Annotated in this window: 14 protein-coding genes and 1 tRNA gene; 14 read left to right on the top strand and 1 reads right to left on the bottom strand. The window is 73.8% G+C overall.

Annotated elements, in window-relative coordinates; translation table 11 throughout:
* The first annotated feature begins 110 nt into the window (after positions 1-110).
* Positions 111-2831, top strand: coding sequence for a penicillin acylase family protein (locus ACIRBX_RS28800; RefSeq protein ID WP_402301010.1), 2721 nt, complete (start codon positions 111-113; stop codon positions 2829-2831).
* Between the two features lie 265 nt (positions 2832-3096).
* On the opposite strand, the gene ACIRBX_RS28795 is transcribed toward ACIRBX_RS28800, so the two are convergent.
* The gene (locus ACIRBX_RS28795) at positions 3097-3687 is read right to left on the bottom strand and encodes a 5-formyltetrahydrofolate cyclo-ligase (RefSeq protein WP_402301008.1); all 591 of its coding nucleotides are present in this window, start codon (positions 3685-3687) and stop codon (positions 3097-3099) included.
* An 80-nt stretch (positions 3688-3767) separates the two neighbouring features.
* Here ACIRBX_RS28795 and ACIRBX_RS28790 point away from each other — a divergent pair, with 80 nt between their 5' ends.
* The 13 genes from ACIRBX_RS28790 to ACIRBX_RS28730 all read left to right on the top strand — a co-directional run bounded on the left by ACIRBX_RS28790 (position 3768) and on the right by ACIRBX_RS28730 (position 14774).
* Positions 3768-4868, top strand: coding sequence for a GGDEF domain-containing protein (locus tag ACIRBX_RS28790; protein ID WP_402301006.1), 1101 nt, complete (start codon positions 3768-3770; stop codon positions 4866-4868).
* 72 nt (positions 4869-4940) lie between these two features.
* Positions 4941-5858 carry a UTP--glucose-1-phosphate uridylyltransferase GalU gene (gene galU, locus ACIRBX_RS28785; RefSeq protein WP_402301004.1) on the top strand — a complete coding sequence of 306 codons (918 nt, stop codon included), beginning with the start codon at positions 4941-4943 and terminating at the stop codon, positions 5856-5858.
* A 23-nt stretch (positions 5859-5881) separates the two neighbouring features.
* Positions 5882-7183, top strand: a complete 1302-nt coding sequence (glp, locus tag ACIRBX_RS28780) for a gephyrin-like molybdotransferase Glp (protein ID WP_402301243.1) — start codon at positions 5882-5884, stop codon at positions 7181-7183.
* Between the two features lie 115 nt (positions 7184-7298).
* The gene (moaC, locus tag ACIRBX_RS28775) at positions 7299-7730 is read left to right on the top strand and encodes a cyclic pyranopterin monophosphate synthase MoaC (RefSeq protein WP_402301240.1); all 432 of its coding nucleotides are present in this window, start codon (positions 7299-7301) and stop codon (positions 7728-7730) included.
* Positions 7727-8272 (top strand): molybdenum cofactor biosynthesis protein B, encoded by a 546-nt coding sequence (locus ACIRBX_RS28770; protein WP_402301002.1) that lies wholly within the window; start codon positions 7727-7729, stop codon positions 8270-8272. Before moaC ends, ACIRBX_RS28770 begins: the two co-directional genes overlap by 4 nt.
* Before the next feature lie 41 nt (positions 8273-8313).
* Entirely contained in the window at positions 8314-8895 is a 582-nt protein-coding gene (locus ACIRBX_RS28765; protein ID WP_402301000.1) for a GNAT family N-acetyltransferase, read from the top strand.
* A gap of 151 nt (positions 8896-9046) precedes the next feature.
* On the top strand, positions 9047-10072 hold the full coding sequence (glpR, locus tag ACIRBX_RS28760) for a gephyrin-like molybdotransferase receptor GlpR (protein WP_402300998.1): 1026 nt from the start codon (positions 9047-9049) through the stop codon (positions 10070-10072).
* 56 nt (positions 10073-10128) lie between these two features.
* A tRNA-Ala gene (locus ACIRBX_RS28755) sits at positions 10129-10205 on the top strand.
* A gap of 57 nt (positions 10206-10262) precedes the next feature.
* Positions 10263-10649: a hypothetical protein gene (locus ACIRBX_RS28750; protein WP_402300996.1), complete on the top strand. Its 387-nt coding sequence runs from the start codon at positions 10263-10265 to the stop codon at positions 10647-10649.
* Positions 10650-10745: 96 nt separating this feature from the next.
* Positions 10746-11108, top strand: a complete 363-nt coding sequence (locus ACIRBX_RS28745) for a cupin domain-containing protein (RefSeq protein WP_402300994.1) — start codon at positions 10746-10748, stop codon at positions 11106-11108.
* A gap of 126 nt (positions 11109-11234) precedes the next feature.
* Positions 11235-11900: an NAD(P)-dependent oxidoreductase gene (locus ACIRBX_RS28740; protein WP_402300992.1), complete on the top strand. Its 666-nt coding sequence runs from the start codon at positions 11235-11237 to the stop codon at positions 11898-11900.
* A 137-nt stretch (positions 11901-12037) separates the two neighbouring features.
* Entirely contained in the window at positions 12038-13588 is a 1551-nt protein-coding gene (locus ACIRBX_RS28735; RefSeq protein ID WP_402300990.1) for a M28 family metallopeptidase, read from the top strand.
* Positions 13589-13823: 235 nt separating this feature from the next.
* Positions 13824-14774, top strand: coding sequence for a GNAT family N-acetyltransferase (locus ACIRBX_RS28730; protein ID WP_402300989.1), 951 nt, complete (start codon positions 13824-13826; stop codon positions 14772-14774).
* The last annotated feature ends 152 nt before the right edge of the window (positions 14775-14926 follow it).

Here is a 14926-nt window from a genome sequence, read left to right as displayed (position 1 = left end):
GGGTCCACCTGACCCGGCCACGGGCGCCCCGAGTGCATCCGTGGAACCGCACGCGCCCTAATGTGGTGGTCTGTCACGGCCGCCCGTCTCCCAGCCAAGGACTCAACCAGATGCCCCGCTCGAAGAGGTTCCGGCGCGCTCGTCTGCTCGTGATCGTGCTGGTCGTGCTGTTGGTGGCCGGCTCGGCCGGTGGCGGCTGGTTCGCCGTGCACACCGTCCGCGCCTCCTTCCCACAGCTGGACGGCACCGTCAAGGTGGCCGGGATGACCTCGCCGGTGGACGTGAAGCGCGACGCCAAGGGCGTGCCGCAGCTGTACGCGGACACCTCCGAGGACCTGTTCCGGGCCCAGGGCTACGTGCAGGCCCAGGACCGCTTCTGGGAGATGGACGTCCGACGGCACGTCACCTCCGGCCGGCTGTCCGAGATGTTCGGCGACGGCCAGGTCGAGACCGACTCCTTCCTGCGCACCATGGGCTGGCGCAAGGTGGCCCAGCAGGAGTTCGACACCCAGCTCTCGGCCGACACCAAGAAGTACCTCCAGGCGTACAGCGACGGCGTGAACGCCTGGCTCGCCGAGCACCCCGGCGGCAGCTCGGCCTCGCTGGAGTACGCCCTGCTGGGCACCGTGAACGGCGACTACAAGCCCGAGCAGTGGACCCCGGTGGACTCGGTGGCCTGGCTCAAGGCGATGGCGTGGAACCTCTCCGGCAACCTGCAGGAGGAGATCGACCGCTCGCTGCTGGCCCAGGACTTCAGCGCCGAGAAGATCGAGCAGCTCTACCCGCCGTACCCGTACGACCGCAACGGCACCATCGTGAAGACCGGCAAGGTCGGCCCCGACGGCACCTACCGCCCGGCCGACGGCCAGACCACCGCCGCACCCGCCGCCGCGACCGGCCAGGCCCGGGCCGCCACCGCCTCGCTGCTCACCGACGTGGCCGACCGGATGGCGACCATGCCGCAGCTGCTGGGCCGCCAGGGCCAGGGCATCGGCTCGAACTCCTGGGTGGTGGACGGCAAGCACACCACCACCGGCAAGCCGCTGCTGGCCAATGACCCGCACCTCGGTCCGGCCAACCCGTCCATCTGGTACCAGATGGGCCTGCACTGCCGCACCACCGGCCCGGCCTGCGGCTTCGACACCGCCGGCTTCACCTTCGCCGGCATGCCCGGCGTGGTGATCGGCCACAACAAGGACGTGGCCTGGGGCTTCACCAACCTCGGCGCCGACGTGACCGACCTCTACCTGCAGAAGGTCACCGGCCCGGACACCTACCTGGTGGACGGTCAGGAGCGGAAGTTCGAGACCCGCAAGGAGACCATCAAGGTGGCCGGCGGCGAGGACCGCACCATCGTGGTGCGCACCACCGACCGGGGCCCGCTGATCTCCGACAAGTCCACCGAGCAGCAGAACGTCGGCAAGTACGCCCCGGCCGACTCCGCGCCCGACCGGGCCGGCGGCTACGGCGTTGCCCTCCAGTGGACCGCGCTGATCCCCGGCCGGACCATGGACGCCGTCTTCAAGCTCAACCAGGCGTCCAACTGGGACCAGTTCCGGGCCGCCGCCGCCGACTTCGCGGTGCCCGCGCAGAACCTGATCTACGCCGACACCAAGGGCAACATCGGCTACCAGGCCCCCGGCATGATCCCGCAGCGCACCAAGGGCGACGGCCGCTACCCGGCGCCGGGCTGGGACTCCTCCTACGGCTGGAAGAACGAGTTCGTCCCCTTCAAGTCGCTGCCGTACGTGCTCAACCCGGCCGAGGGCTACATCGTCACCGCCAACCAGGCCGTGGTGGACCCGAGCTACAAGACCCTGCTCACCACCGACTGGGAGTACGGCACCCGCGCCAAGGAGATCACCGACCAGATCACCGACCGCCTGAAGAACGGCGGGAAGATCTCGCCGGACGACATGAAGGTGATCCAGCTCGACAACACCAGCGTGATGGCCAAGACCCTGGTGCCGCTGCTGCTCAAGGTCCGGATCGACGACCCCTACGTCCGCGAGGCCCAGGACCTGCTGAAGGACTGGAACTTCAACCAGGACGCCGACTCGGCCGCCGCCGCCTACTACAACGGCGTCTGGCGCCAGCTGCTCACGCTGGCCTTCGGCCAGAAGTTCCCGGCCGGTCTGCGGGCCGAGGGCGACTGCCTGCTGGTCCGTCAGAAGTCCGCCGACATGCTGCCGCAGGACGACCTGAACGACAATCCGGTGGTCACCGTCTGCGGCACCCGCGACCCGGGCCAGGCCCAGCCGGACGGCGGCGACCGCTGGACCGAGGTGGTCCGCCGGCTGCTCGCCCAGCCCGACAGCCCGTGGTGGGAGTACAAGGACTCCAACCGGCAGGCCCGGAAGGGCCTGGGGAACCTGCTCGCCGAGGCGCTGAAGAACGCCCGCCAGGACCTGACGGCCCGTCTGGGCAAGGACATCTCCACCTGGAGCTGGGGCCGGCTGCACACCCTGGAGCTCAAGGAGCAGACGCTCGGCTCGGACGACTCCTCGATCGCCTCCGGCCTGGTGCACCGCCTGCTCAACCGCGGCCCGTACCGCCTCTCCGGCGGCACCGCCGCCGTCAACGCGGCGGGCTGGAACGCGGCGGCCGGCTACCAGGTGGACTGGATCCCGTCGATGCGGATGGTGGTCGACCTGAGCGACTTCAACGCCTCCCGCTGGATCAACGTCGGCGGCGCCTCGGGGCACGCGTACCACGACAACTACGACGACCAGACCGCTCTCTGGCAGAAGGGCGAGCTGCTCGCCTGGCCCTACTCCCCGGACCAGGTCGACCAGGCCACCAAGCACCGCCTGACCCTGACGAGCGGTTAGCCCCGCACGACCCGGCACCGGCCCGCACCACCCGGCACCGGCCCGCAGGACCCCGCGTGACCCAGCACCACCCCACGGCCCCCCGGCCGCGTCGGCCCGCAGCGCCGCGCACCGGGGGGCCGTGCGTGCTCCCGGCACTCCGGCGGCGGCCCGGACCGGGACCGGCGTCCTCCGGCCGGCTCGGATGCCTGCCCGGGAGGGCCGTCCTGCGGGCAGTCCGTCGTGCCCCTGCGGCCCCGCCCCCCGGGGGGCGCGTCGGCCGGGGTCAGGGCCGCCCGGCCGGGGAGAACCAGTGGACGCCCGCCGGGGTGACGGCGGCGTGGACCGGGAGGTCGTGCGGTTCGGCGGGGACCTCGGGCAGCAGCTCCGGCTCGTGCAGCAGGGTGGCCAGCACCGGGGAGGCACCGAGGCGGGCCAGGCGGGCCAGCACGCGGTCGTAGGAGCCGCCGCCGCGGCCGAGCCTGACGCCCCGTCGGTCGACCGCCAGGCCCGGCAGCAGGACCAGCGCGGCGGTGGCCACCGCGTCCGGGCCGAGCCGGGGGCCGGTCGGCTCCAGCAGGCCGCGGGCCGCCGGAGCGAGCGCGTCGGGGCCGGTGTACTCGGCCCAGTCCAGGTCGTTGTCGGACAGCAGGACGGGCAGCAGCACCCGGACGCCGGCCGTCCGCAGGGCGTCCAGCAGCGGGCGGGTGCCGGGTTCGCCGCCGACCGAGACGTAGGCCGCCACGGTCGCGCCGGGCCGGGCCAGCGCTCCGGCGTGCGCGGCGAGCGCGGCGGCGGTGTGCGCCCGCTGCTCGGGGGTGAGCGCCCGCCGTTCGGCGAGCAGCCGTGTCCTCAGCCCGGCCTTGTCGTTGTGCACGGGATACTCCCTGGTCCGCTCCGGCCCGGTCGGCGCGATCCCCGCCGGGTGCAGAGAGCCTGACACGTGGAAGGCCCCGGATGTCGACCCCGTTGCTCCTCCAGGCGCTGGCCGGGCTCAGCCTGCCCGCGCTGGGCGCCGCCGTGCTGACGGGTGGTCGGCTGCGCCGGTCGGCCGCCGCCGCCGAGGCGAGGGAGGCGGAGCTGCGGGAGCGGCTGGCCGAGCTGACCGCCGAGCGGGACGCGCTCCAGCGCACCGCCTCCTGCGATCCGCTCACCGGGGTGTGGAACTACCGGCACCTCCAACTCACCCTGGACCGTGAGGTGGAGAGGGCCCGCCGGGTCGAGCCGGGGGCACCGCTGCGCCCGCTGGCGCTGCTGATGCTGGAGATCGCCGGCTTCGACGCGGTGGTGGCCGAGCACGGGCGGGGCCGGGGGAACGCGGTGCTGCGCGATCTGGCGCAGCGGCTGAGCGTGGAGATCCGCCGCTCGGACACCCTCGGCCGGTACGGCGGCGAGGAGTTCCTGGTGGTGCTGCCGGACACCGGCCCGGAGGGTGCGGCGCACGTGGCCGAGCGGCTCTGCTGGACGGTCCGCCGCCACCAGCTGCTGGACTGGTCCCCGGCCGGCCCGGCCCCCCGGCGTCCGGTCAGCGGGAACGGGCTGACGGCGGCGGTCGGCATCGCGGTGCTGCCGGAGGACGGCGCGCACGCGGCGCTGCTGCTGCGGGCGGCGGACCGGGCGCTGGCGGTGGCCCGGGAAGCGGGCGGCGACTGCTGGCGCGGCCTGACCGGGGAGCCCGGCCGGGACGGGCGCCCGGCCGTACCGCGGGCGGTACAAGGGGAAGGACACCGGACCGACCGGGCGCCGGACCACGGGCTCGACCACGGGCTCGACCAGGGGCCGGACCGGGCGCCGGAGCACCCGACCGAGCACCCGGCCGAGCACCCGATCGAGCACCCTGCGGAGCAGCGCGAGCGGCCCGCCGGAGCGGGCCCGGACGGGCACGGCGACCGCCGGCGCCCGGTGCAGGGGGAGGGCATCGGGAGTGAGCCCGTCGATACTCAGCGCACCGACCTGCAACAAAACCCCGGTACTCTGTCGCCCTGTACCGGCCAGGTCACCCTCACCGCGGCCGGTGCTGTCCAGACTCCGGTCTCCGCCGCCGAGTCCGCTTCCTGACGGATCGGCAGTTCACGATCGGTTCACCCAGCTCTCAGTGTGGCGGATTTCCGCCCCGATAAGGTCTGACACATGACGACGAACGCCCGCATGCCCGTGACCAAGGCCGTGGTGCCCGCGGCCGGGCTGGGGACCCGCTTCCTCCCCGCGACCAAGGCCACCCCGAAGGAGATGCTGCCGGTCGTTGACAAGCCCGCGATCCAGTACGTGGTGGAGGAGGCCGCCGCCGCCGGCCTCTCCGACATACTGATGGTCACCGGCCGGAACAAGCGCGCCCTCGAGGACCACTTCGACCGCGCCTACGAGCTGGAGGAGCTGCTCGCCCGCAAGGGCGACCAGGACAAGCTGCGCCGCGTGCAGGAGTCCGTCCAGCTGGCCAACATGCACTACGTCCGCCAGGGCGACCCGAAGGGCCTCGGCCACGCCGTCTCGGTGGCCGAGCAGCACGTGGCCGGTCAGCCGTTCGCGGTCCTGCTCGGTGATGACCTGATCGACCCGCGCGACCCGCTGCTGGCCCGCATGATCGAGGTCCAGCAGGAGCTGGGCGGCTCGGTGGTGGCCCTGATGGAGGTCGAGCCGGAGCAGATCCACCTCTACGGCTGCGCGGCCGTCAAGGCCAACGGCTTCGGCGAGGACGTCTTCCGGATCACCGACCTGGTGGAGAAGCCGGACACCGCCGACGCCCCGTCGAACTACGCCGTGATCGGCCGTTACATCCTCGACCCGGCCGTCTTCGACGTGCTGCGCGAGACCGAGCCCGGCCGTGGCGGCGAGATCCAGCTGACCGACGCGCTGCGCACGCTGGCCGCCCGCGACGAGACCGACGGCGGTCCGGTGCACGGCGTGCTGTTCAAGGGCCGCCGCTACGACACCGGTGACCGCGCCGACTACCTGCGCGCTATCGTCCGACTGGCGTGCGAGCGTGAGGACCTGGGCCCGGAGTTCCGTACCTGGCTGAAGGACTTCGTCGGCGCCGAGATGCAGGACTGACCAGAAGAGGGCGAGTGATGGCGATGACCGGGACCACTGCTGATTCCTGCTGCGAAGAGGTCCCGGCACCGCCGCGCACGTGGAGCGTGGCCGAGCACCTGGCCGACGTGCTGTCAGGTGTCGGCCCGCTCCCGGCGATCGAGCTCCAGCTGCTCGACGCCCAGGGCTGCCGGCTGGCCGAGGACGTGGTGTCCGGGGTCGACCTGCCGCCCTTCGACAACAGCTCGATGGACGGCTACGCCGTCCGCACCGCCGACACCCAGGGCGCCACCGAGCGGTACCCCTCGGTCCTCCCGGTGGTCGGCGAGATCGCCGCCGGGGCCGCTGAGCTCCCGAAGGTGAGCCCGGGTCAGGCGGCCCGGATCATGACCGGCGCCCCGATGCCGCCCGGTGCCGAGGCGGTCGCCCCGGCCGAGTGGACCGACGGCGGCACCGGCAGCGGCGCCCCCGCCGAGGCGATGACCGCCGCCCCCGAAGGGCCCGAGGAGGTCCGGGTGTTCCGCCCGGTCGACGCGGGTGCGCACGTCCGCCGCCGGGGCAGCGACCTGCCGGCCGGCGAGAAGGTGCTGGAGGCGGGCGCCCTGCTCGGCCCGACCCAGCTCGGTCTGCTGGCCGCCATCGGCCGGGCCACCGTCCGCGCGGTGCCGCGCCCCCGGGTGGTGGTGCTCTCCACCGGCAGCGAGCTGGTGCCGCCCGGCGAGCCGGTCGGCCCCGGCCGGATCTCGGACTCCAACAGCTTCACCCTGACCGCCGCCGCCCAGGCGGCCGGTGCCATCGCCTACCGCGTCGGCGGGGTCCCCGACGACGCCTCGGTGCTCCGCTCGGTGCTGGAGGACCAGCTCGGCCGGGCCGACCTGATCGTCACCTCCGGCGGGGTCAGCGTGGGCGCGTACGACGTGGTCAAGGAGGTCTTCGCCGAGTACGGCGAGATGGACTTCCGCAAGCTCCGGATGCAGCCCGGCAAGCCGCAGGGCTTCGGCCGGCTCCAGGGCACCCCGCTGCTCGCCCTGCCGGGGAACCCGGTCTCGGCGTACATCTCCTTCGAGCTCTTCGTCCGTCCGGTGATCCGCACCATGCTCGGCGCCGCCGACGTGCACCGCCCGGTGGCGCCGGCCCGCACCACGGCCGACCTGCGCTCGCCCGCCGGACGGCGGCAGTACCTGCGCGGCTGGTACTCCCCGGACGGCACGGTGGCCCCGGTCGGCGGCGAGGGCTCGCACCTGGTCGGTGCGCTGGCCCGGGCGAACTGCCTGATCACCGTCCCGGAGGAGGTCACCGAGCTGGCGGCCGGCTCCGGCGTGGACGTGGTCCTGCTCACGGATTGAGCCCCGGCGGGCTGTACGGTAGCGCGGTATTCGCCTGCGCCACCGTGGAGTTCCCGTGTCCGAAACGCCCAGCACAGCCCGCCTGACCCACGTCGACGAGACCGGCGCCGCCCGGATGGTGGACGTCTCGGAGAAGGCCACCACCGTCCGCACCGCCGTCGCGGCCGGGCGGGTCAGGGTCGCCCCCGAGGTGGTCGCGCTGCTGCGCGGCGCCGGCGTGCCCAAGGGCGACGCCCTGGCGGTGGCCCGGATCGCCGGGATCATGGGGGCCAAGAAGACCCCCGAGCTGATCCCGCTCTGCCACCCGATCGCCATCTCCGGCGTCACCGTGGACCTGACGGTGGCCGACGACGCGGTGGAGATCACCGCCACCGTGCGGACCGCCGACCGGACCGGCGTCGAGATGGAGGCGCTGACCGCCGTCGCGGTGGCCGGGCTGACCGTGATCGACATGGTCAAGGCGGTGGACAAGGGCGCGAGCATCGAGGCCGTCCGGGTGCTCTCCAAGACCGGTGGCAAGAGCGGGGACTGGGCGGTGTCCGAGTGAGGGCGCTCGCGGTCACCGTCTCCAACCGGGCCTCCGCCGGAGTGTACGAGGACCGGGGCGGCCCGGCGGTCGCCGAGGGCCTGCGGGCGATGGGCTTCGCGGTGGACGGCCCGCAGGTGGTGCCGGACGGCGAGCCGGTGGAGGCCGCGCTGCGGGCGGCCGTGGCGGCCGGTTACGACGTGGTGGTGACCACCGGCGGCACCGGCATCTCGCCGATGGACCTCACCCCGGAGATGACCGCCCGGGTGATCGACCGTCAGATCCCGGGCATCGCCGAGGCCATCCGGGCGTACGGTCGGGAGAAGGTGCCCACCTCGGCGCTGTCCCGGGGGCTGGCCGGGCTGGCCGGACGTACCCTGATCGTCAACCTGCCGGGCTCCACCGGGGGCGTCAAGGACGGTCTCGCCGTGCTGACGCCGCTGCTCCCGCACGCGGTGGACCAGCTCGGCGGCGGGGACCACCCCCGCCCGGCCGACGGCCCGGCCGACGCGGGCCCCGCCGGTGCCGGGCCCGCCGCCGCTGATGAGGGGAGCACCTCCTGAACACCTCCTGGCAGGTCGAACTCCTGGAGGGCGAGGTCGCGTTGCGCCCGATCCGGGTCCGCGACCAGCGGGCCTGGCAGGAGCTCAGCCAGCGCAACCGGGACTGGCTGCGCCGCTGGGAGGCCACCGTGCCGCCGGCCGGCCCGGCCCGCCCGGCCTCGGCCCGGCCGACCTTCCGGCAGATGGCCCGCTACCTGCGGCACGAGGCGGCGGCCGGTCGGATGCTGCCCTTCGTGGTGCTCCACCGGGGCCGCCTGGTCGGCCAGTTGACGGTGGGCGGGATCACCTGGGGCTCGATGTGCTCGGCCAACGTCGGCTACTGGGTGGACGAATCGGTGGCCGGGCGGGGCATCATGCCGACTGCCGTCGCGCTGGCCGTGGACCACTGCTTCACCGGGCTGGGGCTGCACCGGATCGAGGTCTGCATCCGGCCGGAGAACCGGCCGAGCCGCCGGGTCGCCGAGAAGCTCGGATTCCGGGAGGAGGGAATGCGACCGCGCTACCTCCACATCGACGGCGACTGGCGGGACCACCTGGTGTACGCACTGACCGCCGACGAAGTCCCGGAAGGCATGCTGAACCGCTGGCGGTGGGTCAGGGGCCAGGGCACGCGCGATAATTGAATGTGTGTTCGATAATTGATATCGATATGGCATCGCGCTCGGGGCGAGTGGTCACAAATACCGGCAAAATAGTCGGAGAATCAGCTTGACCGCACGACACGCCGCGCCAAATTGCTGCCGGGCCTTCCCCCGCGCCCGTACCGTGTGAAACGTGAGCAGTAGCGGCCTTATCTACGCGGTCATCGTAGGAGCCTGGGCCGCCTATCTGGTGCCGATGTGGCTCCGCAGGCAGGACGAACTCAACGAGGCCCGTCCGACGGAACGCTTCAGTACCGCGATCCGCCTGCTAGCCGGACGGTCGGCCATGGAGCGGCGGGCATCCAAGGCACTCGGCGAGGAGACCTCCGGGTCCGACGACGGTGAGGAACCCGTCGCCGGAGACACCGGTCGGTCCGGCGATCCCGCCGAGCCGCGCGCGGCGGCCGACCCCGCCGGCGCAGCCCCGACTCCGCCTTCCCCCGCCGTCCCGTCCGCGGTCCCGTCCGCTCCGTCGCGCGAGGCCGCGCGCGGTTCGGTCGAGCGCCGGGCCCGGTTGCTGGCCCGCCGCCGGCGGATGGTCACCACCCTCTTCCTGGCCTTCGCGGCCGGTGCGGTCGCCGCCGCCGTGCTCGGCGTGGCGTTCCTCTGGATCCCCGCCGTGCCCGCGCTGCTGCTGACCGGCTACATCGGCCACCTGCGCCGACTGGAGCGCCAGCGCTACGAGGTCAAGCTCGACCGTGCCCGGGCGGCGAACGCCGCCGAGCGGCTGCACGAGCGCGAGCACACCCGGGCCGCCTCCCGGATGCCGGCTCCGGCTCCGGAGCCCGCTCCGGCCGAGCCCGCGGCCCCGACGGACCGTCAGGCCGCCCGGCCCGTCCGGGAGGACGGCCGCCCGCACCTGCGGCTGGCCACCACCGACTCCGCCCTGGTCGAGGCCACCGACCACGAGGAGTGGGTGGACGGCATGCGGGACCGCGCCCCGGCCGGCCCCGACTCCTGGGAGCCCGTCCCCGTCCCGCTCCCCACCTACGTCACCGCCCCGGTCGCCCCCCGCACCACCCCCGGCCTGGACCCCCGGGCCACCGCCTGGGACTCCGGCCGCGCCAACACCCCGCTCTTCGACCAGTACGCCGAGCCCCGCCCCGAGCCGGCCGCCCATCCGGACCGGGCCGCCCGGCCCCGGGCCGCGAACGAGTAGCCAGGTGAGGGGTGGTCACGAGCCCCCTCGAAGAGGTGCTAGAGTTTCTTCTCGTTGGGGCTGTGGCGCAGTCCGGTAGCGCACCTCGTTCGCATCGAGGGGGTCAGGGGTTCGAATCCCCTCAGCTCCACCAACAAGTCCCGTCCAGGGTTCACCTGGGCGGGACTTCTCGTTTGCCGGAGCGAGGACGATGACCACTGACCCGCCCCCCGACCGACGACCGCACCCGGCCGCCTGGGCCGTGCCGGTCCTGGCCAACCTGGTGATGGGCGTCCCGGCCGTCGTCCCCTTCCTCCTGCTGGTGCTGTTCTTCCGGAACTTCCCGCTGGTCTGGATCGGCATCGGATCCCGGGACCCGAACGAGGACGACGGTCCGCTGCCCTGGGTGGCCGGCCTGGTCATCGTCCTCGGGGCCCTGCTGCTCCTCTGGTGGCCGGTCAACCTGCTGATCCGCAGGCTTCTGCGGCTGCGGGTGCGCGGTTACTGGCGGTCGAGCGCTGCCCTGCTCCTCGTCCCGTCGGCCGTCCTCGCCGCCCTGCCCGACGGTGCGTTGGGAGCCCTGGTGAGCCGACTCTGACGCCTCGTCGGGGGTGACCACCGGGCGTACGGTGGAGGCAGGAGTCCGCCCGGCGGGCGGTCAGGCCCGGTGGGCGGCCGGTCGAGGGAGGCCGTGATGGCTGCTCTGCTCAGGAAGAGATTCGACGAGGCCGACGAGAGCCGCCCGTTCGAGGCGGACAAGGGGCGGCTGGACCTGGTGGACGTGGGCGGCGCCCAGGTGGGGCAGGGGACCTTCGAGCCGGGGTGGCGGTGGTCGGAGCACGTGAAGCCGATCGCCGGGACGGACAGCTGCCTCTCCTCGCACGTGGGGTACTGCGTCTCGGGCCGGATGCACATCCGGATGGACGACGGTGCCGAGACCGACATCGGTCCGGGTGACGTGGTGGTGATCGAGCCGGGGCACGACGCCTGGGTGGTCGGTGACCGGCCGTGCGTCTTCCTGGACTGGCAGGGCTACGCGGACTACGCGAAGCGGTAGTCGGGGAGGCGGTGGTCGGGGAGGCGGCAATCGGGGAGGCGCCGATCGGGGAGGGCCGGTCACACTTCCCGCGCCCGGTACGTCGATGCGGTGAGAAGGGCATCGACCGAGGGAGCGGGAAGAGTCATGCGGATCACGGTATTCGCCGCCACCGGCGGCATCGGGCGGTTGCTGATGGAGCAGGCCGTCGCGGCGGGGCACGAGGTCACGGCGGCGGTGCGCCGTCCGGAAGGGCTGGCCGGCAGCGGGGCGCGGGCGGTGCGGGTGGACCTGGCGGCGCCCGGCGCGGAGCTGCGGGCGGCGGTGGCCGGGGCGGAGGTGGTGCTGTCGGCCCTGGGGGCCCGGGGGAAGGGGGACATCGGGGTGGCCGAGCGCGGCACCCGGGCGATCGCGGGGGCGATGCGCGCCGAGGGGGTGCGGCGGCTGCTGGTGGTGAGCGCGGGGCCGATCGGCACGGTGCCCTCGCCGGACCGGCCGCATCCGCCGAGGCACGACCCGGGGGACGACCTGCCGACCAGGCTGCTGCTGGCGCCGCTGGTGAAGGCGGTGCTGCGCGCGCGGTACGCGGACCTGGCCCGGATGGAGGACGCGGTGCGGGCCAGCGGGCTGGACTGGACGGTGGTCCGGCCGCCCCGGCTGACGGACCGTCCGCTGACCGGTCGTTACCGGACCGCGCTGGACCGGAACGTGCGCGGCGGCACCTCCGTGTCGCGGGCCGACGTGGCGCACTGCATGCTCGGTCTGGCGGAGCGGGCGGAGGGCGTCGGCCGGACGGTCGCGGTGGCGTCCTGACCGGAGCGGGCGGCAAGCGGAGGGGAACGGACCGTTTCGGTGCGTTCGGTGTTCACCGGACGGGCGGGTCGCTACGGTCTCCAGCACCCCGTTCCTGAGATGTTGCTGACGAACCGTCGGAGGATTCGCCCGTGAACATGAGGACCCGTCGCGCCGCCCTGGCCTCCCTGGCTGTGGCCGCCCTGACCACGCCCGTCCTGCTGGTCGGGGCCACCGGCGCCGCCGCCCACGGCGGCGGCCACGGCCCCGACCCGGCCAGGAAGGCGGCCCAACTGGCGGCCAAGCTGGTCGAGCAGAGCAGTGGCAAGGACGCCTTCCGGACCCTGGAGCAGTTCCAGCGGATCGCGGACCGCAACGGCGGGACCCGGGTGGCCGGTTCGGCCGGTCACGCGGCCTCGGCCGAGTACGTGGCCCGGCAGGCCAGGGAGGCCGGGCTGAAGGTCTCCAAGCAGGAGTTCGAGTACACCTTCGAGCAGACCCTGACGGAGAAGCTCAAGGTGCTCACCCCGGTGGCGGAGGACGTGCCGCTGATCGCGATGACCTACTCGCCCAGCGGCCCGGCGGGCGGGGTCACCGCGGCGCTGGCGGTGGTGGCGGTGGACGCCACCACCGGCTGCGAGCCGGAGGACTTCCCTGCGGGTGCGTTCACCGGGAAGATCGCGCTGATCAAGCGCGGCGGCTGCAGCTTCGCGATCAAGCAGGCCGCCGCGGCGACGGCCGGTGCGGTCGGCGCGGTGATCTACAACAACACCACCGGCGAGCTGAACGGCACCCTGGGCGACCCGGCGGCTGGCAAGGTGCCGGTCGGCGGGGTGACCCAGGCGGCGGGCGAGGCGCTGGCGGCCAAGGCGGCGGCCGGCCCGGTCACGGTGAACCTGGACGTGAAGACCCTGGTCGAGAAGCGGAAGACCTGGAACGTGATCGCCGAGACCAGGGGCGGCGACCCGGCCCAGACCGTGATGGTCGGCGCCCACCTGGACTCGGTGCTGGACGGTCCGGGCATCAACGACAACGGCTCCGGCTCGGCGGGCATCCTGGAGGTGGCCCGCAGCCTGTCGGACCGTCCGGTGAAGAACAAGGTGCGGTTCGCCTGGTGGTCGGCGGAGGAGTTCGGCCTGGTCGGCTCGGAGGCGTACGTCGCCTCGCTCTCCGAGGCGGACCGGGCGAAGGTGAAGCTCTATCTGAACTTCGACATGATCGCCTCGCCCAACGCGGCCCAGTTCGTCTACGACGGCGACGACTCCGACCACGTCGGCGAGGGGCCCGGCCCGGCCGGATCGGCCCAGATCGAGCGGCTGATCAACGGCTATCTGGACAAGCGCCAGTGGCCGCACGAGGGCACCGACTTCACCGGCCGCTCCGACTACGGCCCGTTCATCGAGGCGGGCATCCCGGCCGGCGGCACCTTCACCGGCGCCGAGGGCGTCAAGACCGCCGCCCAGGCCGCCAGGTACGGCGGCACCGCCGGGGTCGCCTACGACAAGTGCTACCACCAGGCCTGCGACAACCTGTCCAACCTGGACCGCAAGGCGTTCGACCGGAACATCGACGTGATCGCCAACGCGGTCGGCACCTACGCCTGGGACCTCTCCTCGCTGACCGCCCCGGTCGCCCCGGAGAACACCTCCGGCAGCCAGGGCAGCGGCGGCGGCCTGCACGCGGGCCACGGGGACCGTCCCGCCGAGTAGCGCCCCCGCCGCACGCCGTGCCCGCCGGAACGGCGGGCCGGCCGGGAAAACCGATGGACCGTCAGGACCGGCGCCGGGTAGCCTGCACGACGATGGCGCACCCGGCGCCAGGTCCGCCACGGGCGGAGGAAGGAGGCACCGCGATGCACACCCACGTCCCCCCGGCGCTTCCTTCCCGTACGGCCCGCTAGCGAGCGGCCGCAGCGGAAGCGCCTCCTGACTGCCCGGAGGCAGCGTGCGTTCCGTTCCGACCTTCCGTCCCACCACCCCGGCCGACCTCGACCGGGTGCTCTCCTGCACCGTCGACGAGCCCGTCTCCTGGGCCGACCCCGAGCGCTACCGCAGCATGCTCGACAGCGGCGCCTACCGCGCCGAACACACCTGGATCGCCGAGGACGCGGACGGCCGCCTGCTGGCCCGCGCGGTCTGGTGGACCTTCCCCGAGGGTGACCGCCCGCTCGCCCTCGACTGCGTCTGGACCGCCCCCGGGGTCGACGACCGGGTGGCCCTGGCCGCCGGGCTGCTGACCGCCGCCCACGGCGCCTTCCGCACCGCCGGCTGGGAACTGCCCGAGTGGCACCTCTTCCTGGCCCCCGACTGGCGTGCCGACCCGGCCGTCACGGCCGCCCTGGAGTGGCGGCTGGCGGCGGCCGTCGCCAGCGGGTTGCGCGGGCAGCTGGAGCGCTACCGGTACGAGTGGACGCCGGGCCGGCCGGTGCCGACTGCGAGCGGGCGGCTGGTCTTCAGTGCCGAGCCCGACGACGAGGTGTTCGTCGAGCTCTTCCGGCGGACGGCCGAGGGCTCGATCGACGACGACACCCGGCGCGGGCTGGCCCGGCTCGGCGCGGAGGGGCAGGCCAGGGAGACCCTGGACGGCTACCTCCGGATGCCGGGTGACCGCTCCTGGTGGCTGACCGCCCACACCCCCGGGGGAGAGCCGGTCGGCTTCGCGATGCCGTCCGCCAACCAGGCGGGCCCGGTGGTCGGCTACCTCGGGGTGCTCCCGCCGATGCGCGGACGCGGCTACGCGGACGAGCTGCTCGGCGAGATCACCCGCTTCCACGCCGCCCGGGGCGCCGAGCGCATCGCCGCCGACACCGACGCCGACAACGCCCCGATGGCCGCCGCCTTCGACCGGGCCGGCTACCACCGCTTCGGCGTCCGGCTGGTCCTGACGGAGGGTTAGCGGGGCTGGGGACGGGTGTGGGTGGTCGGGGGTCGTGGCGTGGTGGAGCAGGTGCGTGGTGCTTGGTGCTGCCGTTGTTGCTTCGGCGCTCGCCCCCCGGGTGGCCCGCTGCCAGGGCGCTGTCCTGCCGGGGGCGGGCCACTGGCGTGGTC

The organism is Kitasatospora sp. NPDC096147 (assembly GCF_044763225.1).
In the GTDB taxonomy this organism is placed as follows: Bacteria; Actinomycetota; Actinomycetes; order Streptomycetales; family Streptomycetaceae; genus Kitasatospora.
The sequence above is the reverse complement of the archived record's forward strand: the minus strand, read 5'-3'. Positions and strand labels throughout refer to the sequence as shown.

Coding starts and splice junctions, on each gene's coding strand:
- ACIRBX_RS28800 (WP_402301010.1), top strand. CDS start 111: ATGCCCCGCTCGAAGAGGTTCCGGCGCGCTCGTCTGCTCGTGATCGTG.
- ACIRBX_RS28790 (WP_402301006.1), top strand. CDS start 3,768: ATGTCGACCCCGTTGCTCCTCCAGGCGCTGGCCGGGCTCAGCCTGCCC.
- galU (WP_402301004.1), top strand. CDS start 4,941: ATGACGACGAACGCCCGCATGCCCGTGACCAAGGCCGTGGTGCCCGCG.
- glp (WP_402301243.1), top strand. CDS start 5,882: ATGACCGGGACCACTGCTGATTCCTGCTGCGAAGAGGTCCCGGCACCG.
- moaC (WP_402301240.1), top strand. CDS start 7,299: ATGGTGGACGTCTCGGAGAAGGCCACCACCGTCCGCACCGCCGTCGCG.
- ACIRBX_RS28750 (WP_402300996.1), top strand. CDS start 10,263: ATGACCACTGACCCGCCCCCCGACCGACGACCGCACCCGGCCGCCTGG.
- ACIRBX_RS28745 (WP_402300994.1), top strand. CDS start 10,746: ATGGCTGCTCTGCTCAGGAAGAGATTCGACGAGGCCGACGAGAGCCGC.
- ACIRBX_RS28740 (WP_402300992.1), top strand. CDS start 11,235: ATGCGGATCACGGTATTCGCCGCCACCGGCGGCATCGGGCGGTTGCTG.
- ACIRBX_RS28735 (WP_402300990.1), top strand. CDS start 12,038: ATGAGGACCCGTCGCGCCGCCCTGGCCTCCCTGGCTGTGGCCGCCCTG.